Origin of the sequence: Ectobacillus antri, assembly GCF_003852715.1 — a bacterium.
Taxonomy (GTDB): domain Bacteria; phylum Bacillota; class Bacilli; order Bacillales; family Bacillaceae_G; genus Ectobacillus; species Ectobacillus antri.
The window spans coordinates 1-20,419 of sequence record NZ_RIAV01000016.1 but is presented as its reverse complement, the minus strand read 5'-3'; the positions used below and the strand labels follow the sequence as shown (position 1 = coordinate 20,419).

The following is a 20,419-nucleotide window of genomic DNA, read 5'->3' as shown; positions in this document are numbered from 1 at the left end:
ATCCTATAAAGTAGCATCCGTTTATGTATAAGGTTTAGAGGGAGAAGTGAATTCAGTACGTTGTATTTATATAGAAGAGAAAAGATATTGTCTCAAACTGCTGTTTCTGTAAAAATGTAAAAAAACGACGTTCTCCGCTACAAGCAGATACGTCGTTTTTTGGTTGGATGTTTTAAAATCTGATGTTGCTAATTGGCACTTGTAGACTTGAAGTGAATCCCTCTAACGGAAAGCAAAACGGAATTTTAACAGAGCCTTTTAATTAAAAATCAAAATGATCAGGATCAGGGCCAATGCGATGATTTTCATTTAAGCTGTCTATTTGTTTCATTTCATCTTTTGACAGCTCAAAGTCAAAGATACTAGCATTTTCAACAATTCGCTGTTCCTTTGTTGATTTTGGGATCGTCACAACACCATTTTGCAAATCCCAGCGCAAAATGATTTGAGCAATCGATTTGTTATGCTTGTTAGCAATGCTTTGCAGCGTTTCATTGTCAAGCAATTGTCCCTGCATCAAAGGAGACCATGCCTCCAATTGGATGCCGTGTTCTTGACAAAATGTCTGCAGTTCTTTTTGAGTCAAACGTGGATGGTATTCAACTTGATTCACCATGGGCTTGATTTCTGCATCCTTCATTATATCCTGGAGATGATGGATTTGGAAGTTGCTGACGCCGATTGCTTTCACGCGTCCTTCTTTGTACAGTGTTTCGAGAGCACGCCAAGCGTCTTTATATTTACCTGCTACTGGCCAGTGCACCAGATACAGATCAAGATACTCTAGACCAAGCTTGTTCAGACTCTCTTCATACGCTGCTAAGGTGGATTCATAACCTAGATCTGCATTCCAAACCTTTGATGTAATGAATAGCTCTTCTCGAGAAAGTCCTGTTTCTTCAAGAACTTCACGGATGCCTTGTCCGACACCTTGTTCGTTTTGATAAATTGCCGCCGTGTCAATGCTGCGATATCCATGCTTAATTGCATGTTTAATAGCGTTCACCAACTCGGCGCCTTCTTCTACTTTAAATACACCAAGGCCGAACCAAGGCATTTTTACGCCATTGTGAAGCACAGTTGTATCTTGTAAAGAATGTATAGTCATGGTTTAAATCCTCCTAATGATTGATATGAGAGTAATACATGACTATGATTATGCCGGAAACAGGAGACGAAAAAAAGTACGTACTTTCAAGTGAGATAGTTCCCGTTTAGGAACTATCTCTTACTTGCGCCCAAAATCAGCCTTAATTTCACCAAGCTGTGCGGTATCCCATTTGATAATTTTATTAGAATAGCTATTTTCGCGCAGCCATTTCTCTGCGCGCTCCACCATCGTCCATACCTGTTCGGTGCCGGCATCGCGGCGCAGTGTTGTGTTTGCTTTTTTATTGCGCACCCAAGCGAGGGCCGTTTTAGAGTCGGTGTAAATTGTTTTTGATGAGTTTTGTTTTCTCAGCATGCTAAGTGCATGCACAATTGCTAAAAATTCACCGATATTATTGGTACCAAGAATAGGACCAAAATGAAAAAGTACTGCTCCTGTTTTGGTATCAACACCTTTATATTCCATCATGCCCGGATTGCCGCTGCAGGCGGCGTCAACGGAAATGCTGTTTTCATCAATAGCAATCGGCTCCGCTGCTTTTGCTTTTGGCTTGCTTGCAGTTGTTGCCGTCCCATTAAAGGCAGCTTGTGCCTCCGCCAACGTTGGAAATGATTTAAAGCGGGCGCCAGTAAACCCTTTTGTTTGTGCTTCACATTCCGCCCATGTGTTGAAAATGCCTGTTTTTCGTCCCTTCCAGACGACATAATACTTTTTTGCTGCCATAATAGTCACCTCCTTTATATCATTAGTGCCGAGAAAACCCATTGCTTCAGCTATGGGGATGAAAGGTACTTAGGATGGGCGTTGGCTTCAGCCAATGTAACCATCCTACATTTTCACTCTTTTCGTTAGATAAATCTATAAAAAATAACATATTTTTGATAAAACGTTGTTAGAGGTGATAGCAGTGAGTAGAACTGTTCAAAGCAACTCTAACATCACATTTGATTGCAAATATCATGTCGTGTTCTGCCCAAAGTACAGGAAAAAAGTATTAGTGAATCCTGTTGATATTCGTTTAAAAGAATTGTTTGTAGAAAAAGCAAATGGACTACAAGCCGATATTTTAGAAGTGGAAATCATGCCAGACCACTGTCATCTTCTCATTTCTTGTGACCCGCAATGCGGCATACACAAAATTGTAAAGCAATTAAAAGGGTATTCATCTCGCATATTGCGCACTGAATTTCCTCATTTAAAATCAAGACTTCCTTCACTTTGGACAAATTCCTATTTCGTCGCCACTGTTGGAAGCGTGACTTTAGAAGTAGTCAAACAGTATGTTTTAACTCAAAAAGAAAGGGGTGGTTAATATGCACAAAGCGTTTCAATTTCGTCTGTATCCAAAACAAGAGCAAGCAACAATCATTAACAAAACGATTGGTTCTTCACGATTTGTGTTTAACCACTTCTTAGCAAAATGAAAAGAAATCTATGCTTCAGACAAGAAATCTCTTGGATATAATGATTGCGCGAAGCAATTAACAGAACTCAAAAAGGAATTTGTATGGCTGAAGGAGGTAGATTCTACTTCTTTACAGCAATCGTTAAAATTTTTAGATGATGCGTACAAACGCTTTTTTAAAAAGCAAAATGATTTCCCACGCTTCAAATCAAGACGAAATCCTGTTCAATCCTACAAGACAGTAGGAAAAATGAAAGTAGAGGGGAATCAATTGTTCATCCCAAAGCTCGGATGGGTTCGCTTCGCCAAGTCAAGAGAAATCGAAGGGCGTATTTTGTCTGCCACAATCAGACGAAATCCAAGCGGCAAATATTTCATTTCTGTACTTGCAGATGTAGATGTTCAACCATTGCCGAAAGTTAATAAAGCTGTTGGTGTTGACTTAGGTTTAAAAGACTTCGCTATTTGTTCAGACGGCGTTGTATTTGAGAACCCTAAATATCTACGCAAATACGAAAAGCAACTCATCAGATGGCAACGTATGTTGTCTAAGCGTGCAAAGGGCGGTTCGAATTGGAACAAAGCTCGTATTCGTGTTGCTCAAATTCACGAGAAAATCGCAAACTGCCGGAATGACTACTTGCACAAAATCTCAACTAAATTGATTTGTGAAAACCAAACAATTTGTTTAGAAGATTTGCAAGTGTCAAACATGCTGAAAAACCAAAAGTTAGCCAAAGCGATTAGTGAAGTATCTTGGTCTATGTTCCGCACTATGTTGGAATATAAAGGACAGTGGTACGGAAGAATCGTTTCTGTTGTTGGAAAAACATTCGCTTCTTCTCAACTTTGCTCGGTTTGTGGCTATCAAAACAAAGAAGTCAAAAACCTGAATTTGCGTCAATGGGAGTGTCCATCTTGCGGAACGCATCATGACAGGGACATCAACGCAAGTAAGAATATTTTGCAAGAAGGACTGAAATTGTTGAACACATAGGTAACTAAACTCTCGGACAGGGAGGGATAGCTTGGTAAATTTGATTCCGATAGGAGTTACTACCCAAGAATCCCCTGCCTTTAGGCATGGGGAGTTGTCAAGAAAAGGTTTGTTGAAGGTATAACAGAACCGTTGCTTATAACGGTTCTTTTTTATGCATACGCACAAAATATATGATATATTATACAAAAAGGAGGTTTTCGTTTTGTATACTATACATATCACCGTTGGGCAAAACGTAAAGCGACTGCGCGCACAGCGCGGCTGGAGTTTGGATAAAACAGCGGAAATGACGGGTGTTAGTAAGGGGATGCTGCATCAAATTGAGCGAGGCGAGACGCAGCCGACCGTGACGACGCTCTGGAAAATTGCGACGGGGCTGCATGTTTCATTTTCTTCACTGCTGCAGGAGGATAATGGGTCGGTATCTGTTGTACATCGTAAAAGTGCACCGGATATTACAGAGGACAACGGCAATTGCCTGGTGTATGTGCTGTTTCCCTTTGACCCGCAAACACAAATTGAAATCTTCACGATTATCTTGAAAGCAGGCTCTTCTTACCGTTCTACGCCGCATAACGAGGGCGTGCACGAGCATATTACAGTCACGTCTGGTACCTTTCAAATTCGTATTGATGACCAAGCGTACACACTTGAGGCAGGTGAAGCGATCCGCTTCGCTGGCAACGTACCGCATTCCTATCATAACGCTGGAGACGACGAAGCTGTGATTCAGGTGGTGATGCATTATGGCGATGTATAAGCGCGATATATCGGCATCTGCACTTACCGCCGCATTCGTGGCAACGATGGTTGGCTATGCCGGACCACTGTTAATTATTTTTCAAGCGGCGGAACTTGCCGGACTAAATCACGCGCAGCTTTCCTCTTGGATCTGGGCCATTTCCTTAGGCTGCGGCATTACATCCTTTTTTCTCAGCATGTATTACCGTGTGCCTGTGCTAACGGCGTGGTCAACGCCTGGCGCTGTGCTGCTTGTATCTGGCTGGGCGCAGTATTCCTACAGTGAAGCCATCGGTGCTTTTTTCATATCAGCTGTGATCATTACGATACTAGGTATTACCGGTATCTTTGAAAAGCTAATGAACCGCATTCCGATGGCAATCATCTCAGCAATGCTCGCCGGTGTTCTTTTGCAGTTCGGACTCGATGTCTTTGTGTCCATCGGCTCCTTCCCTGCTCTTGTTGTGCCGATGATTCTCGTATACGTGCTGACAAAACGCTGGCTGCCGCGCTATGCAGTCATTTTGACGCTCCTCGTTGGCATTAGCTTTGCTGCCGGCTTTGGACGTTTTCATTTGCATGATGTAACCGTCAGCCCCGTTCATCCGGTTTTCACCATGCCGACCTTTTCACTAGATGCACTAATCGGGCTCGCCCTTCCACTTTGCATCGTCACGATGACGGCGCAAAATGCGACCGGTATCGGCGTTTTGCGGGCAAGCGGCTACAACACACCCGCAAGTCCGCTCATTTCGGTCACCGGCATCGCTTCCCTGCTTCTCGCACCGTTTGGCTCGCACGGTCTTAATATCGCTGCCATCACCGCGGCAATTTGTACCGGAGAAGAAGCGCATCCCGATAAAAATAAGCGGTATATCGCTGGTATGGCGGCTGGTGTTCTTTATGTGTTGTACGGCTTTGGCGGCGCAACCATCACCTCCTTTTTTAGCGCTTTTCCAAGGGAACTTATTCTGGTGATTGGCGGTCTCGCGCTTCTTCCATCTATCAGTTCTAGTCTCGCGCAGGCGATGGAGGGCAGCCAAAAAGAAAGCGCACTGATCACCTTCCTTGTGACAGCTTCCGGTGTTACAGCGTTTGGCATTGGTTCGGCGTTTTGGGGCTTACTTGCAGGAATTTGTGTGCATACCGTTTGGTCAAAACGTTTGTACGCTCCTATGAAAAAAGTTGTATAATGGATATAAATTACATTTTTAACAGGGGGTTCTGTGTGAAGCTTATCCAATATACCTTGTTCAACGCTTTGTTTTATATGTTATTATATATTTTTATCTGGAAGCCTAGTATCGTACTCATAACGGAAAGTACGGTATCTGCCTTATTGCCTGTATTTGGCGCCATCGCCTTCGCACTGCTTTTTACCCATGTGCTGCGAAATGTAGACAAACGACTTTATGTATACAGTCACATCCCCTGCTTATTCGTTCTCGCACTGCTTTTACTGCGCTAGTATTTAGAAGGAGGTTCCTACTTGCAGCAATACATCACAGAACTTTTTACTACCTATGAACAAATCGCTTTTTTACTAAGCATTCTCATCAATATCCTCATCAGCGTGCTTGGCGTGGTGCCGAGCGTATTTTTGACAGCGGCTAATCTCGCTGTATTCGGGCTTTGGGAAGGCTTGCTTCTTTCATTTATCGGCGAAGCAGCCGGTGCGGTTGTGGCGTTCTATTTATACCGCAAAGGCTTTCGCAGCATGACAGAACGCAAGCTTTCTCATCCGAAGGTGCAAAAGCTTCTCAGAGCACAAGACAGAGAAGCCTTTTCCCTCATTCTTGCTCTGCGGCTTTTGCCCTTCGTACCGTCTGGTTTAGTCACGTTCGTTGCCGCAATCGGCCGCGTCTCGTTGCTCGTCTTTGCGGTCGCAAGCTCGCTTGGCAAAGTGCCGGCACTTCTCATTGAAGGGTATTCCGTCTATCAGGTCATCAATTGGACATGGGAGGGCAAGGTGATTGTTACGGCGCTGGCAGTTGTGCTGCTGTTTATCACATGGCGCAGACTACGGAAGTAATTGAAAAAGCCGTGACACTTCGTCACGGCTTTGCTCCAATCATATTGCTTTCAATCTGTTTTAATTCATAAAATACACCCTGCTTGTTCATGAGCTCCGCAAACGTACCGGATTCAACAATACGCCCCTCATCCATAACGATGATCTGATCCATATGCTGCAAGCCTTCGAGGCGGTGGCTAATGAGCAGCACTGTATCAGTCTTTGCGTGCTGCGTCAGTAGATCATAAATACGCTGCTCGGTCATGTCATCAAGGGAAGACGTTGGTTCGTCCAGAATCCATAGATCGCCGCTTTTACAGATGGCCCGCGCCATCGCAAGGCGCTGTTTTTCGCCGCCAGATAAATTACTTCCTTTTTCTTGTACGGCAGACGAAGGCGCAAAGTGCGGCAACCCGACTGCTTCGAGCAGTGAACGAACATTTTCAGGGTTATCACACAACAGGTTTTCCTCAATCGTACCAGCAAAAAAGTGATTTTCCTGCAATACAACCTTCGCGCGCGCCCAGACTGCTTCGCTTGTGACATTAGCAAGCGGTGTTTCACCAATAACAATGCTTCCGCTATCCGGTTCTGCCAGCTTTAAAAGGAGCTTTGCGATTGTCGATTTCCCAGACCCACTCGCACCGACGATTGCTGTTTTCGATCCGGCTGGCACACAGAAACTTACGTCACGAAGCGCCGGGCGGAAGTCACCGGGGAAGGTATAACTCACATCAGAAAAGGTAATATTACCGCCTGGTAATGTGTTTTGTAGCGTTCGCTTTGCTTCCTCTGTTACTGCTTTTAAACGTTTTGCCGCCTGTTCGCTTTCTTCATAATAGAGCGGGAGCGCAGCCATCGGGGCGGCATGGTCAAACACAGTAAGACTGATCATCACAAGCATAGCAAGAAATAGTCCGTCCAGCTCACCGCCTGCCACCAAAAAGCCACTGACCGCAAGCACAGCCCACACAATGAGCGATGACATGACAGTATTCACGGCATGTGCTTTTATCGTTTCTTGTTCTGCGTTGGCTTGCTCAGTGATATACGTGTTCGATGCAGCGAGCAGCTGCGCCTTCTTATCTCCCAATTGCCCGTGAATTTTCAGCTCTCGAAAGCCCTGTAGCCATTCGGTCGTTTCCGTTGCCAAAGCGGCGCGCGTTTCGCGAATGTTGCCGCTTTGCCCGCGCCGGCGATATGCAAACCAGGCCGGCACGATAAGACCCGTTCCTATTAGACCGATTGTAAGCAGTACGACCACAGCTAAGGAGTAAAAGGAGACAAATACAATCGTGCTGAGAAACACCGTCACCATGACCAGCGGCGGATACACGACACGCAAAAACACATTTTGCATACTTTCCACATCACCGACGATGCGTGACAATAAATCGCCGCTTCGGTAACGCTGCAGGCTGCTTGGCATCATAGCAGACAATGTTTCAAAAAAGTGCACGCGCAGTTCACCGAGCATCGTAAACGTAGCGCGGTGTGAAAAGTAGCGCTCCCCGTAGCGGCTTGCCGCGCGCAGTATGCTGCCGAGCTTGACGACAACGACCATCCCAATTAAGACATAAAGAGGCGGTGTTAATGCTGCCTGTGCAATTAAATAGCCGTTGGCCGCAAACAGTCCGACCGCCACTACACCGGCGATATAACCAAATACGATAGACAATATGCTATCCCGTTTTTCCCGGAGCATCATACGCACAATCTGCAGTAGCTCGTTCATCTGTTCCGCCTCCTTGTCTTGTAAATAGAGCTTGATATGCTTCTGTTTCATATAATTCTTCATGCGTTCCTTCTGCCGCTATTGTGCCATTATGAATAAACAGCACTTTATCGGCGCGGCGAATGGTCGGCAAGCGATGCGCCACGGTTACGACAAGCGCCGTTTCGGCCAACGCCGCAATGGCCTCCTGCAGAACATGCTCTGTTTTGATATCAAGACCTGATGTTGGTTCGTCAAGCAGCACGACAGACGATTTGCGCAAAAACGCACGCGCAATCGCAATACGCTGCTTTTCTCCGCCTGATAAGCCGCGTCCACCTTCACCAATGACCGTGTCGTAGCCGTCCGGCAGCGATCGTATCATCGAAGCAATATTTGCCTTTTGCGCCGCTTCCTCGATGTCAGCACGGGTCACATCGAGACCAAGTGCAATGTTTTCAGCAATTGTACCAGCGAACAAATACGGCTGCTGGGTAATATAGCTGATGTGCCGGAGCCAGTCTTGTTCTTTATAAGCAAAGCGGTCTTTGCCGTTTACCGTAACACCTTCTGTTTCTAGTAACCCCGCAATGATATGCAGCAGCGTCGTTTTCCCCGCTCCGCTTTTTCCGACAAGGGCGACCTGCCCGACAGACGGCAAAACGGTGTTAATATCTTGTAAAATCATTTTGTCACCGTAGGAAAAGGAGACATTGCTGAGTGTAATATGAACCGGTCCTTTCGCAAGCGATGCATCACCCCACGCTTTTGCCTCTTGCACTAGCAGCCCTTCCTCTACCTTCGCTGCGGCACCGCTACTGCTTCGGCCAGCATGAAAAGCGCTGCCAAGATCCTTTAAGAGCTGATAAAATTCTGGCACCAACAGCAAAATGAAAAACGCCGGGAAAAAATCAATGCTTTTAAAGACCACAAGGCGCAGACAGAGCTCAAGTGCAACAAGTCCGATGCTGAGCATGGAGATAAATTCAAGCATAAATGCTGATGTAAAAGCAATTTTTAAAATGCTCATCGTTGAGTCACGAAACTGAATACTGCTCGTTCGAATAAGCTCTTTATAATGACCAGAGCGTCCATATAAACGCAAACTCACAAGCCCCTGCAGTGTATCTAAAAAGCGGCCCGAAAAAGCGTTTAAGTTCGCAAGCTTCTCCTCCGCCTTTTGCTGCGTTGAGCGGCCAATAATCGCCATAAACATAGGAATGAACGGTGCTGTCGCCAGCACAATGAGTGCCGAAATATAGTGCTGCGTAAACAGCGCGATAATAATCATAACAGCCACAACACTAGATACCATGCGCTGTGGCATATATTTGCTGAAAAAGCTATCGAGTTCATCCACCGTATCTAGCAACAAGCTTACCTTTTGACCAGATTGTCCTTCGTAGGACGATAATAGCGATTGATCGGATACTGCCTCTAGCAATCGTTTCCGATAATCATTTTTCGCCAATGCCGCCATACGAATGCCAATTCGATTGGTGCTATAGGAAAAGAACGTCCTAAGCAATAACGCAAGCAGCAGCGCCCCGAGCATCGGCACAACAGCTGCGAAATCTTGCTTTTGCAAAAACAGCTTATCTACAACAGATACAATGAAGTACGCCTGTGCAATGATTGCCCCGCCCATTCCGATCGCTAAAGCAAATAATGTATAGTAAAGCGCCTTTTGCCGGCGCGCAAATGCTTGCAGGTGCTTCATTCTATTTCCTCAACCTTTCCACCTTGCGCCGCGATCCAAAACGAAGCAGCTGCCGCCGCAATTACGATGAGAAAAGGCGCATAAAATAAGAGAAATTCATGCATAGTACTGCCTCCTAGTTTCCTTTTTTAATATATGGCTTGTTCATAATAAACAGCTTAAATACAAGGTATAACGCTGGAATTAATAGAAGCAGACCGAGTACAAATACTACAACGAGCGCAATTGCCATCGTTTGGTTTGTAAAGCTGTCGTGAATGGTCAAATACGGATACAACAGGTATGGATAACGTGATGTACCGTAGCCGTAAAATGCGAGTGCAAATTGCAGCACGACGAATATAAAGGACCACCCGTAGCTATGCTTTTTCAGAAGCCATAGGCTAATAAAGAAGCAAATCGCTGATAACAGGAAGAGCCACCAAAGATTCAGCATCCCTTCAAAATGCGCCGGATTATGCCATTTCATTTCAATGATAATGCCAAGCGCTGTAATCAGCGTCGGAAAGCTCCAAATCCAGGTGTACTTTCGGAACAGCTTTAGCGCACCGTTATCTTCCGCCACATGCGAATAATAAGCCAAAAAGCTAGCTGAAATGAAGAGAACGCTTGTTAAGCTCAGCACAACAATCGACCAAGCAAATGGACTCGTAAACAACGCTGCATAGTCAAGCGACAAAGTACCATTTGTAGCTTTTTTCACAAATCCGCCTTCAGAAATAATTAATGCAGTAGAAAGCGAAGCCGGAATGAGCGCACCTGTCACACCGTACATAAGTGTATAACCTTTATGCCCCTTCGTACCGTACGTACCAAACGCATAGTAGCTGCCGCGCAGCGCCAATAAGATAATGGAAATGCTAATTGGAATCAGTAAAACCGTTCCAAAATAATACGCCGTTTTTGGGAAAAATCCAATCATACCGACAAAGAAAAACACTAAAAACACATTCGTAATCTCCCACACCGGTGATAGATAACGCTGGATAACAGCATTTACAACGTGATGCTGCTTCGTGATAATCGTGGAGGCATTAAAGAAGCCTGCGCCAAAATCGATAGAAGCAACAATCACATACCCGAACAAAAACAGCCATAATACTGAAATCCCTAATACTTCAATTGTCATAGCGCAATCCCCCGTTTCTCCATTTCTAGCTCGGCAGGATTTTTCTTAAACATACGTGTAAGGACAACCCCCGTACCAATCATTAAGATGAGATATAGCACTGCGAACGCGATAAACATAAGCCATACATGGGGCGATGTTGTCGCAGCATCCTTTGTTTTCATCAAACCATTTAAAATCCATGGCTGACGACCAACCTCTGTAAACCACCAGCCTGCTTGAATCGCGAGCATTGCAAGTGGTCCGGAAGCTACAAGCAGCATGCGGAACAGTTTGTTTTGGATAAAGCGCCAATTTCTGCGTAAGCCAATTACATAGGCAAGTGATAATACCGTTAAACCAATACCAATTGTGACCATCGCATCAAACAAATAGTGAATCACAAGCGGTGGGTGATTCTCTTTTGGAATATCGTTTAATCCTTTCACCTCACCTGAGAAATTGCTGTGGACGAGGAAGCTCAGCGCATACGGAATTTTAATCGCGTATTTTACTTCGTTCGTTTCGGTTAAGGTACCAAATAAAATAAGCGGTGCTTCGCCCTCTGTTTCAAAATGCCACTCAGCTGCAGCCAGTTTTTCGGGCTGATACTCTGCCAAAAATTTACCGGATAAATCGCCAACGAGCGCGGTTGCGATTGAAAACACCAAACCAATTTTCATCGTCAGCGCCAGACCCTTACGGTGATACGAACTGCGACTGCCGCGCAGCAAGTGAAAAGCCGCAATTGACGCAAGCACAAACGCAGCGGTCATATACGCGGATGTGAGCACATGCGCCACCTTTGTCGGCATCGCCGGGTTAAACATCGCCAGTAACGGCTGAATGTTGGTGAGTTTGCCATCCACAAGCGCAAAGCCCTGCGGCGTGTTCATAAACGCGTTCACCGATGTGATAAACAACGCGGACATCCCTGCACCTAATGCGACAGGTATTAATAAGTAAAAATGATGCTTCGGATTTTTGAAGCGATTCCACGTATACAAGTAGATCCCAAGAAAAATAGCTTCAAAGAAAAACGCAAAGGTTTCCATAAACAACGGCAAGGCCACTACCTGACCCGCCATTTCCATAAATTTTGGCCACAATAACGCCAGCTGCAATGCGATTGCTGTACCGGTCACAACCCCGACCGCAACGCTGATTACATAGCCGCGCGCCCAGCGTTTGGCCATTAATAAATATTGCTCATCACCACGCCTTAAACCAAGCCAATGTGCGATCATAATGAAAAGCGGGACGCCAACACCTACTGTCGCGAACACCACGTGCACCGACAGCGTCAGCATGGATAAATACCGACTAAATTCAACAGACTCCATTTTCTTCACCTCTAAGCTGTATAAATACTATAGCAATAGTATATATCTGCTTCGTTTGTGAAACTTATCACAAATGAGGCGATTTTGTTACAAAACCGTGGAGAAATTTTGACAGGTGGCTATAACAAAAAGTGACCTACATGCATATAAGTCACTTTTTCTATCGGTGATGAAACGGTCCTATCGGCTAACCCGAGACTCTTTTTGCGAACGCGCGGTGGTCTCCCGGGGCACCTGACCTCAGTTTTCCTCTCTCTCGTGCTCCGCGAGACGTTCTTGCGGGACACCTAACCTCAGTTTCACTCTCTCTCGTGCTCCGCGAGACGTTCTCCTGGGACACCTAACCTCAGTTTTCCTCTCTCTCGTGCTCCGTGAGACGTTCTTGCAGGGTACCTAACCTCAGTTTTCCTCTCTCTCGTGCTCCGCGAGACGCTCTTGCGGGGCACCTAACCTCTGTTTCACTCTCTCTCGTGCTCCGCGAGACGTTCTCCTGGGACACCTAACCTCAGTTTCACTCTCTCTCGTGCTCCCCGAGACGTTCTCCTGGGACACCTAACCTCTGTTTTCCTCTCTCTCGTGCTCCGCGAGACGCTCTTGCGGGGCACCTAACACCGGATTTTTCCTCTCTCGTGCTCCGCGAGACGTTCTCCTGGGACACCTAACCTCAGTTTTCCTCTCTCTCGTGCTCCGCGAGACGCTCTTGCGGGGCACCTAACCTCAGTTTCACTCTCTCTCGTGCTCCGCGAGACGCTCTTGCGGGGCACCTAACCTCAGTTTCACTCTCTCTCGTGCTCCGCGAGACGCTCGTCAGGATACCCAACCTCTATTTTTCTCTCTATATAAGCTGAAAATGATGTTCCTGGAGAAACGCCGCCAATTGCTCTTTTGTTTCTCCTAACCTACTTCGTATTTCTTCATTTTTAAAGGGCGCTTCCTGATAGAACGCAGCGAAGTCCTGTCCTTCATAGCGCGGCACGACATGCATATGAAAATGAGTCAGCTCACTGAATATACCGCCGTTTTGACAAATCGTCACACCGTCTGGTCTATACAGCATCTTTACCGCCTTTGTCAGACGCTGCGCTGCTTCAAACACTGCACGGGCCGTCAATGCGTCAAGCTCATCCATATCCTCCACATGCACTTTTGGCAAAATCAGCACATGTCCTTCATTAAATGGATCATGATCTAATATACAGCAAACCCATTCATCTTCGTATACCATGTGCACAGACTCTTGTTGATGTGCCAAACGGCAACCGAAGCATTCCATCTATTTTCCCCTCTCTCATTCGTGCTACAAGAAGTTTCTAAAATTACAGCTTTACCGGCGGAGCGTCACAACGACAATTTCCGGACGGTTGAACACCCGCTGCGAAATGACGCTATTACCAAGGCCTCGGCTGACAATCATCGTGGTCGCTTCGTTTTGATGTGCACCCGCCGTATAAGCCGGAAGCCATCCTTGGTTGGGGGCAATTAAGCCACCGACGAATGGAATACGCACCTGTCCCCCGTGCGCATGACCAGAAAATACGACGTCTACGCCAAGATTTACATATACCGAAAACCATTCAGGTCGATGCGATAACAGCAGCGTAAACGCATTTCCCGGGGCTGCACTAGTAATGGCGCTTGCCACCGTATTACCTTCATCATAGCTACCAAGCGGGTCATCGATGCCTAGTAAACGGATAGATGCTGCTGCTCTTGTCAGCTGCATGGCTTCGTTCCGCAGCACCTGAACACCTGCATCGCGCAGCTTTACTTCAAGCGCCGCAAACTGCCCCGAGCTCCATTCATGATTGCCCGTTACAAAATAAGTCGGCGCAATGGCAACGAGACGCTTCATAAGTGTTAGGCTAACCTCTTCTTCATAGCGCCGTGCGTCTACCAAATCACCCGTAAACACAATAATATCGGCTTCTCTTTTTCTATTTTTTCAGGAAGGGCTTTGCCAAAATCCTTGCTGTGTAGATCTGACAAATGCACGATTGTATAACCATCAAAAGCAGATGGCAGCTTTTCCGAACGAACGTTTAGCTTAGTTATGGTTAGCAGATTATTTTGGATATAACAAAACACAACCACAAGTAATGCGACTATCCCTATGTATAACCAACGTTTTTTCAAAATCTCACCTCTTTTTTACTAGATTAGCATATTTTACAAAGAGATATAGAAGCTTCTATGGATAAAAAGGAGGCGCTCTATGTCCACAAAACTCGTAAATTAAGGAAAAATCTCTGTTATTGTGAATATGCATACAAACGGCATATCCACGAAAGAGATTGCCAAAATGACAGGATTTAATATAGAGGAAATTGAACGGCTGCTACAGTAAAAAAGCATGCCCCTATAGACATGCTATCCGACTATATACTGATGTTTATCAATCCAGGCTTTCATGAGCTGCTCGGCTTCATGCCTTGCTTCCTTTTTGCCATATCGTATTTCTTCATATATCGGTATGATTTCAGGCGAACAACCGAGACGATTGAACCACTGTTGCACGGTTTCTGAATGAGCGCGGCGGCGATAAACTGGCAGACTCCTCTCCCATTGGATTAAAGCAAGGCGAATTGGTTCGTTCACTTCTCTACCTTCTATAAACACCTCCTCGTGTTTTTTCTCTCTCGTTATGACCTCAGGCTGGCGTTTTACATGAACTCGCACCGCTTGCTCCACTTTTTTTTGCTTTCTTATTCTCCTAAATATAACCCAAACTAACATGCAGCCGATGATAAGATACACATACAGCCTATTATTTTTGGCAGCCGTGACAATCGTATTCAAGGAAAGCAAATCTGGTACATCTAAATTCCATGAGACAGCAAATCTTTCTCCCTCGTCATTCTCCTCATCAAGCTCTGTAACGGGTCCATCTGGTGCAGGCATTTCCCACTTCCACCCACCCCGAAAACCAAACTGCTCATCTAAGTGAATAAAATCTCGAAATTCCTGCTGAGTAAACAAAGCGAATTGCGATGCCATATAGGCAAAACCTAGTGTCATAAGTACAACAAGTACTTTTATCCAAGCCTTCATACCGCTTCCTCCTACTTCGCAACCTGTAGCCAATTTCGTACTTCCTCAGGTGGACGACCAATAATCAAGGGAATGGCATCCACTTGCTGACGCCGAAAGCCAGTTTGATAAAATAATTTACTTGGAAGTGGTGTATCACGCACTGTAAGCGTAGCAAGTAGCTGAAGTACCTTATACAGCTGCCTGCGATATAAACCTGGCCCAATATGCAACACACCTTGTCCTTGGACGCTGTTTACCCACAGCTCAAACGAACAGTCCATTTCCAAAAGCTGTTTGCATGTTCCTGCCGTAAACTCAATTAATTCTTCCGCATCAGGTCGAAGCATAAAGGCATGTTGGCCGACTAAATTCAAATATACAGCGTATCGATCCGCGTGTACTGGCTCCAGTTTTTTAGCGCTCAGCACACCTGTTTTAGCAGTGGCACCCCAATGGATGGAGCGAAACGCCTCCTGTTCGTATGCTTTAACACCGATGATTTTCATTTCATCTAACAGCGGAGAGGCTATGGCCGAACGATAGCCATAACGCCAGCGCTTCGTCTCAGGAATTCGTACTTTTTTCATGCGCGGAAACACGTGAAACACAGGCGCAATTTGCAACTGTAGCTGCAGGTTTACTAAATTGAATGGATCGGTTACAGTCAGTTGCACATTCTGCCATGTATGTGTACCTCGTTTCTTTGCAATCCCTGTTAAGTCTACTCTCTTCTCTGCACGAGGCGGTAACTCCAGCTGTACTTGATAAAAATGGTTCGTACGTGTAAACGCACCGTTCCAATCCATACCCTCGTCCGAACGAAAGCTCAAGGTCAAGAAAGCAGGGAAACGCATTGAATTGTAAAAGCGTAGCTGACATACATCTGATTCCTCCACAAACAGATAGTTATTCTCCTGTTTCATGTCCACCTGCACACTGCGCATATAATGCACATACCCATGCGCAGTGCCAATCAGTAACAAGTAACAAAAACTTCCTATAAATAATAGTATGTTACTGCTAAACAGCCAAAGTAAGAGCATACATACACTTACTAGCACCACAACACGAGAATCAGCAAAGTGATGTGTTGTCTTATAACTTTTCATATACACTCTCCACAGGTACACGAACACGGTCGAGCACTTGCATAATCACTTGATTTTTTGTCGTTTTCATTTCTCCTTCTAATGTGAGTGTAAGACGATGTGCACAAACAGGACCTGCTAACACTCTAAAGTCCTCCGGCGTGCAATAATCACGCCCATGTAAAACGGCTCGTGCTTGTCCAGCTCGCATAAACGCCAGAGATCCACGGGGACTTACACCAATTTCAACAAGTTCATGTTTTCGCGTCTCTTCAATGATATCAAGTAAATATCCTTCTACATCTTCATGAATTGTAACGCGCTGCGCTTGTTCCTGCAGTTGCAGCACTTGCTCTGCTGTTACTACACTCTCTAACGAGAGAAGCGGATCGTTCGCGCGAAAACGGCGTAACATCTGTAGCTCGTGCTCACGTGCTGGATATCCTTGACGAATCGTCAGCAAAAAACGGTCGAGCTGCGCGTCAGGTAAAGGAAACGTTCCCGCTGATTCTAGCGAATTTTGTGTAGCAATAACAACAAACGGATTAGGAAGGGCATATGTTTGTCCCGAAATAGTAACCGTACGCTCTTCCATCACCTCAAGCAACGCCGACTGCGTACGTGGTACAGCACGGTTAATTTCATCAACAAGTACTACATTTGCAAAAATAGGTCCCGTTCTCGTTTTAAAGTCGGATTCTTTCATATCAAAATACTCCAAACCGATGACGTCGCCCGGTAATGTGTCAGATGTAAACTGTAAACGTTGAAATGAACCATCTACGCTTTTAGCCAAGCTTTTCGCAAGAGACGTTTTTCCTGTACCTGGCACATCCTCTAGTAAAATATGTCCCCTTGCTACAAGGGCAACGAGCGCAAGTTCAATTGTCTCGTCCTTCCCTATGATGACCTTTGCTACATTGTCTTTCAAGTCTTGTAATACACTCATGCATATACACCACCTAAATTTTCAGTATATTAAGACAATATTATCACAATCATCCAATAAATGGAATGTGAATCAACCATACATTCAGGTAAAAAACGATTTTCTTTTTTAGAAAGGAACAACTACAAACACCATGCGACTTCCCTAATACCAAGCAAAAAATAAAGCTTCAACCTGTACACTTTTAAGCTTCCTGAAAGGTCCGATTCAAACGCTGTAAGGTTGAACACATATAATCAGCTTTGTAAAAACAAGGAGGCCAAATAATGAGAACGATATTACATGCAAAAAGTGTATGGGTCGAAAGAAAACACGTATACAGCGTTAGTGGATATTAACTTGGATATTAAAGAAGGAGAATTTATTAGCATCATGGGGCCGTCCGGTGCCGGGAAATCGACATTGTTGCATTTACTGTCCACCATCGACACGCCGACTGCCGGTGAAATTATCATCGCAAATCAAAATATTGTCAATATGAACGAAGAGGCTTTATCTGATTTTCGCCGTAATCAGCTGGGGTCCATCTTTCAGGATTACAACCTGCTTGATACCTTGACGGTAAAAGAAAACATCGTACTGCCGCTCGCTTTGTCAAAAGTGCCGGCACAGGAAATTGAAATGCGCGTTGCACAGGTTGCAGAGACCTTTGAGATTATTGAAATCCTTAACAAATACCCCTATCATATCTCTGGTGGACAAAAACAGCGCACTGCTGCCGCGCGGGCCATTATAGCAAAGCCGAGCCTTATTTTAGCGGACGAGCCAACCGGCGCGCTCGATTCCAAATCGGCGACGAGTCTACTTGAAAGCCTGGCAATGCTAAACGAACAGCAGCAGGCCACCATTCTGATGGTCACGCATGATGCTTTTGCCGCGAGCTTCTGCAAACGTATTTTATTGATTAAGGACGGAAAAATTGACACCGAACTATATAAAGACGGACAAGACCGCAAGGCATTTTTCCAACAGACTATGAATCTGCTAACAACGCTCGGAGGTGAGGAATAAATGACCTTAATATCAAGCAAAACTTCAAAAATTACTTCTTATATTTCGGCTCGATGATTTTCAGCATTGTAATTTACTTTACCTTTGTGTCCTTAAAATACTATAAAGGCAGGACCGTTTACATTGGATGAACAAAAAGCGGAATTCACAAAGAACGGGACTATCATTGAGCTGAAACCGCAGGAGCTTGGAATGATGAAGCACTTTTTACAAAACGTAAACCGCGTCATCAGCAAGGAAAGCCTGTATAACGCAGTTTGAGGTGAGCAGACCATCGGTGTCGATAACACCGTTATGGTGCAGGTGCGCAGATTGCGGGAAAAAATTGAAGCAGCCCTTCCAGCCGCGGTTTTTAATCACCATGAAGGGGCTGGGCTACAAATTCACGGTAGCTGATAACTAAATGAATTGGAAGCTGACAGGCAGATATATGACCTTCATTGTAATCGTCGTCATGCTTGTGATTTTCGTCAACATCGCCATCGGGACCATCCTGCTGCTGAAGCAGGTTCCTGCAGAGGAAACATCTCCCGAGCAGTTTACAAGGCAATTCCAAAAGGAGCTTCTAGTCTCCGGCCGTGATGTTACTGTAACGAAAGCGGGCACAGCTGCGATACAAAAAAGCAGGCATGGTTGCAGGTGCTGGATGAAAACGGGCAGGAACTATACAGCATAGGAACACCTGCAAACATGAAACGGAAATACACGCCTACCGATATTGTTCAGGTGTATAAGTACCGGGAGCTTGATACGGAGGCCACGATATTCGTCGGTCAAAAGGAAGATACGGCTTACAGCTACTTGATCGGTATGATAGATTACAATGTAAAGCGCTATGTACTTGACTTTGACAACCGCGACCTCGTCTCCTTTTTAAAAAACGGCGGCCTGGTTTTACTGATTGACGTCTTGATCGCCCTATGCATGCCTTAATAGATGGTATTAAACGGCTCGCCCATCACAAATTTCATTTTTATCCCAAGCCGTCCGGCATTTATAAAGAAGTATTTCAAAATATGAATCAGCTCTCCAACGAACTGAGAGCCAGTGAAGTGGAACGAAAAAAACTGGACCGCATGAAGGAAGAATGGACTGCAAATATTTCTCATGACATTAAAACACCCCTTGCTTCGATTCAGGGCTACGCAGAAATGATGAAAGATCCAGATTATCAATTTTCATTAGAAGAAATGTAAGACTACGCGGAGATTATTGAAAAGAAATCTTTATATATTAAAGAATTTGTTGAGGATTTGAATTTGACAACACGACTGAAAACAAAGACGTCACCCTGCATAAAAAGACGATCAATCTTGTGTCGCTGTTGCGTGGTATTGTGATTGATATTTTGAACGACCCCAGGTATATGAACAGAAATATTGCCTTTCAAGCAGATATAGAATCCATACGACTCGAAGTAGACGAATTGCTTGTAAAGCGGGCGCTCACCAACCTGCTGTAACGTGATTGTTCACAACGAGGAAGGCGTTGACATCACCGTTACGGTGGCGCAGAAGGAACATATTGCGATTATTGTTGAAGATGATGGCAAAGGGATTTCACAGGAAGATCTCAGTCGTATCTTTGACCGCTATTACCGGGGGACGAACACGGGAGAAGCTCATAAAGGGTCAGGACTTGAAATGGCGATTGCACAGGATATCATTCATGCGCATCAAGATGAAATTAATATTCACAGCACACAAGGAATTGGAACAAGAGTGGAAATTCAATTATAAAAGCCAAGCACTGACTTGGCTTTTTGTATACTAAAAAAGGGACCGAAATCGGTCCAGTTCCTTATATCATCTTTCTATTTATTGGGTTCATTGGATTCTGTAGTGAATCGTAAGCTGGATCCTGCTGCGCTTCTTCATACGTTGTGGATTATGTCAACCCGGAGTCTGTGATGTACAATTTGTGTTACTTGACTAAACTATAAATCCATTAACTTTTCACACGACAAAATTTCTTGTTCCGATCCATTATTCTTAATATGGGTATAACGCTAGGCTTGTCGGACCATAAGATTGAGAAGCTCTAAGATTAAGAGGCCCGCAAGAGCGGCTCGCGGACCACAAAAGAGTGGCTATCTACTTTTTGGTGTCCCGCAAGAGCGGCTCGCGGATCACGTGAGAGCGGCTATCTGCGTTTTACTGTCCCGCAAGAGCGGCTCGCGGATCAC

The 20,419-nt window shown here is 45.1% G+C and carries 21 protein-coding genes and 3 pseudogenes; 12 read left to right on the top strand and 12 right to left on the bottom strand.

Going from position 1 to position 20,419, the window contains the following annotated elements; all coding sequences use genetic code 11:
• Positions 1 to 262: 262 nt before the first annotated feature.
• Positions 263 to 1,108, bottom strand: coding sequence for an aldo/keto reductase (locus EEJ45_RS13255; RefSeq protein ID WP_124565290.1), 846 nt, complete (start codon positions 1,106 to 1,108; stop codon positions 263 to 265).
• A gap of 120 nt (positions 1,109 to 1,228) precedes the next feature.
• Positions 1,229 to 1,834 carry a ribonuclease H1 domain-containing protein gene (locus EEJ45_RS13250; protein ID WP_124565289.1) on the bottom strand — a complete coding sequence of 202 codons (606 nt, stop codon included), beginning with the start codon at positions 1,832 to 1,834 and terminating at the stop codon, positions 1,229 to 1,231.
• A 184-nt stretch (positions 1,835 to 2,018) separates the two neighbouring features.
• Here EEJ45_RS13250 and tnpA point away from each other — a divergent pair, with 184 nt between their 5' ends.
• From tnpA to EEJ45_RS13220, 6 genes and pseudogenes are all read left to right on the top strand, one after another.
• Complete coding sequence (gene tnpA, locus EEJ45_RS13245; protein WP_124565288.1) at positions 2,019 to 2,423, top strand: IS200/IS605 family transposase; 405 nt, start codon at positions 2,019 to 2,021, stop codon at positions 2,421 to 2,423.
• 1 nt (position 2,424) lies between these two features.
• A pseudogene (tnpB, locus tag EEJ45_RS13240) lies at positions 2,425 to 3,513 on the top strand (IS200/IS605 family element RNA-guided endonuclease TnpB).
• 205 nt (positions 3,514 to 3,718) lie between these two features.
• Positions 3,719 to 4,276, top strand: a complete 558-nt coding sequence (locus EEJ45_RS13235) for a helix-turn-helix domain-containing protein (RefSeq protein ID WP_245999903.1) — start codon at positions 3,719 to 3,721, stop codon at positions 4,274 to 4,276.
• Entirely contained in the window at positions 4,263 to 5,450 is a 1,188-nt protein-coding gene (locus tag EEJ45_RS13230; protein ID WP_124565286.1) for a benzoate/H(+) symporter BenE family transporter, read from the top strand. Before EEJ45_RS13235 ends, EEJ45_RS13230 begins: the two co-directional genes overlap by 14 nt.
• A 35-nt stretch (positions 5,451 to 5,485) precedes the next feature.
• Complete coding sequence (locus tag EEJ45_RS13225) at positions 5,486 to 5,725, top strand: hypothetical protein (RefSeq protein ID WP_124565285.1); 240 nt, start codon at positions 5,486 to 5,488, stop codon at positions 5,723 to 5,725.
• A gap of 21 nt (positions 5,726 to 5,746) precedes the next feature.
• On the top strand, positions 5,747 to 6,289 hold the full coding sequence (locus EEJ45_RS13220; RefSeq protein ID WP_124565284.1) for a TVP38/TMEM64 family protein: 543 nt from the start codon (positions 5,747 to 5,749) through the stop codon (positions 6,287 to 6,289).
• A gap of 22 nt (positions 6,290 to 6,311) precedes the next feature.
• Here EEJ45_RS13220 and cydC read toward each other — a convergent pair whose 3' ends face one another.
• The 10 genes and pseudogenes from cydC to EEJ45_RS13175 all read right to left on the bottom strand — a co-directional run bounded on the left by cydC (position 6,312) and on the right by EEJ45_RS13175 (position 17,223).
• Positions 6,312 to 8,006, bottom strand: coding sequence for a thiol reductant ABC exporter subunit CydC (cydC, locus tag EEJ45_RS13215; RefSeq protein WP_124565283.1), 1,695 nt, complete (start codon positions 8,004 to 8,006; stop codon positions 6,312 to 6,314).
• The gene (gene cydD, locus EEJ45_RS13210) at positions 7,954 to 9,705 is read right to left on the bottom strand and encodes a thiol reductant ABC exporter subunit CydD (protein WP_124565282.1); all 1,752 of its coding nucleotides are present in this window, start codon (positions 9,703 to 9,705) and stop codon (positions 7,954 to 7,956) included. The genes cydC and cydD overlap by 53 nt, the downstream gene beginning before the upstream one ends.
• Positions 9,702 to 9,809, bottom strand: a complete 108-nt coding sequence (gene cydS, locus EEJ45_RS19090; protein WP_380018317.1) for a cytochrome bd oxidase small subunit CydS family protein — start codon at positions 9,807 to 9,809, stop codon at positions 9,702 to 9,704. The genes cydD and cydS overlap by 4 nt, the downstream gene beginning before the upstream one ends.
• 11 nt (positions 9,810 to 9,820) lie before the next feature.
• Positions 9,821 to 10,834 (bottom strand): cytochrome d ubiquinol oxidase subunit II, encoded by a 1,014-nt coding sequence (locus EEJ45_RS13205; RefSeq protein WP_124565281.1) that lies wholly within the window; start codon positions 10,832 to 10,834, stop codon positions 9,821 to 9,823.
• A complete protein-coding gene (locus EEJ45_RS13200; protein WP_124565280.1) occupies positions 10,831 to 12,165 on the bottom strand; it encodes a cytochrome ubiquinol oxidase subunit I in 1,335 nt (444 codons plus the stop codon). The genes EEJ45_RS13205 and EEJ45_RS13200 overlap by 4 nt, the downstream gene beginning before the upstream one ends.
• 826 nt (positions 12,166 to 12,991) lie before the next feature.
• Complete coding sequence (locus EEJ45_RS13195) at positions 12,992 to 13,429, bottom strand: HIT family protein (RefSeq protein WP_124565279.1); 438 nt, start codon at positions 13,427 to 13,429, stop codon at positions 12,992 to 12,994.
• A gap of 51 nt (positions 13,430 to 13,480) precedes the next feature.
• Positions 13,481 to 14,292: pseudogene (locus EEJ45_RS13190) on the bottom strand (metallophosphoesterase).
• Between the two features lie 231 nt (positions 14,293 to 14,523).
• Positions 14,524 to 15,204, bottom strand: a complete 681-nt coding sequence (locus EEJ45_RS13185; protein ID WP_124565278.1) for a hypothetical protein — start codon at positions 15,202 to 15,204, stop codon at positions 14,524 to 14,526.
• A gap of 11 nt (positions 15,205 to 15,215) precedes the next feature.
• Positions 15,216 to 16,295 (bottom strand): DUF58 domain-containing protein, encoded by a 1,080-nt coding sequence (locus EEJ45_RS13180; RefSeq protein WP_124565277.1) that lies wholly within the window; start codon positions 16,293 to 16,295, stop codon positions 15,216 to 15,218.
• Positions 16,282 to 17,223 carry an AAA family ATPase gene (locus EEJ45_RS13175; RefSeq protein ID WP_124565276.1) on the bottom strand — a complete coding sequence of 314 codons (942 nt, stop codon included), beginning with the start codon at positions 17,221 to 17,223 and terminating at the stop codon, positions 16,282 to 16,284. The genes EEJ45_RS13180 and EEJ45_RS13175 overlap by 14 nt, the downstream gene beginning before the upstream one ends.
• 282 nt (positions 17,224 to 17,505) lie before the next feature.
• Here EEJ45_RS13175 and EEJ45_RS13170 point away from each other — a divergent pair, with 282 nt between their 5' ends.
• The 6 genes and pseudogenes from EEJ45_RS13170 to EEJ45_RS18950 all read left to right on the top strand — a co-directional run bounded on the left by EEJ45_RS13170 (position 17,506) and on the right by EEJ45_RS18950 (position 19,973).
• On the top strand, positions 17,506 to 18,234 hold the full coding sequence (locus EEJ45_RS13170; protein ID WP_124565275.1) for an ABC transporter ATP-binding protein: 729 nt from the start codon (positions 17,506 to 17,508) through the stop codon (positions 18,232 to 18,234).
• 102 nt (positions 18,235 to 18,336) lie between these two features.
• A pseudogene (locus EEJ45_RS13165) lies at positions 18,337 to 18,637 on the top strand (winged helix-turn-helix domain-containing protein); the annotation flags it as partial.
• Positions 18,638 to 18,910, top strand: a complete 273-nt coding sequence (locus EEJ45_RS18965) for a hypothetical protein (RefSeq protein WP_342769367.1) — start codon at positions 18,638 to 18,640, stop codon at positions 18,908 to 18,910.
• A gap of 14 nt (positions 18,911 to 18,924) precedes the next feature.
• On the top strand, positions 18,925 to 19,167 hold the full coding sequence (locus EEJ45_RS18960; protein ID WP_342769366.1) for a hypothetical protein: 243 nt from the start codon (positions 18,925 to 18,927) through the stop codon (positions 19,165 to 19,167).
• Positions 19,168 to 19,286: 119 nt separating this feature from the next.
• Positions 19,287 to 19,430 (top strand): histidine kinase dimerization/phospho-acceptor domain-containing protein, encoded by a 144-nt coding sequence (locus EEJ45_RS18955; protein WP_342769365.1) that lies wholly within the window; start codon positions 19,287 to 19,289, stop codon positions 19,428 to 19,430.
• A 267-nt stretch (positions 19,431 to 19,697) separates the two neighbouring features.
• Entirely contained in the window at positions 19,698 to 19,973 is a 276-nt protein-coding gene (locus tag EEJ45_RS18950; RefSeq protein ID WP_342769364.1) for an ATP-binding protein, read from the top strand.
• Positions 19,974 to 20,419 lie beyond the last annotated feature (446 nt).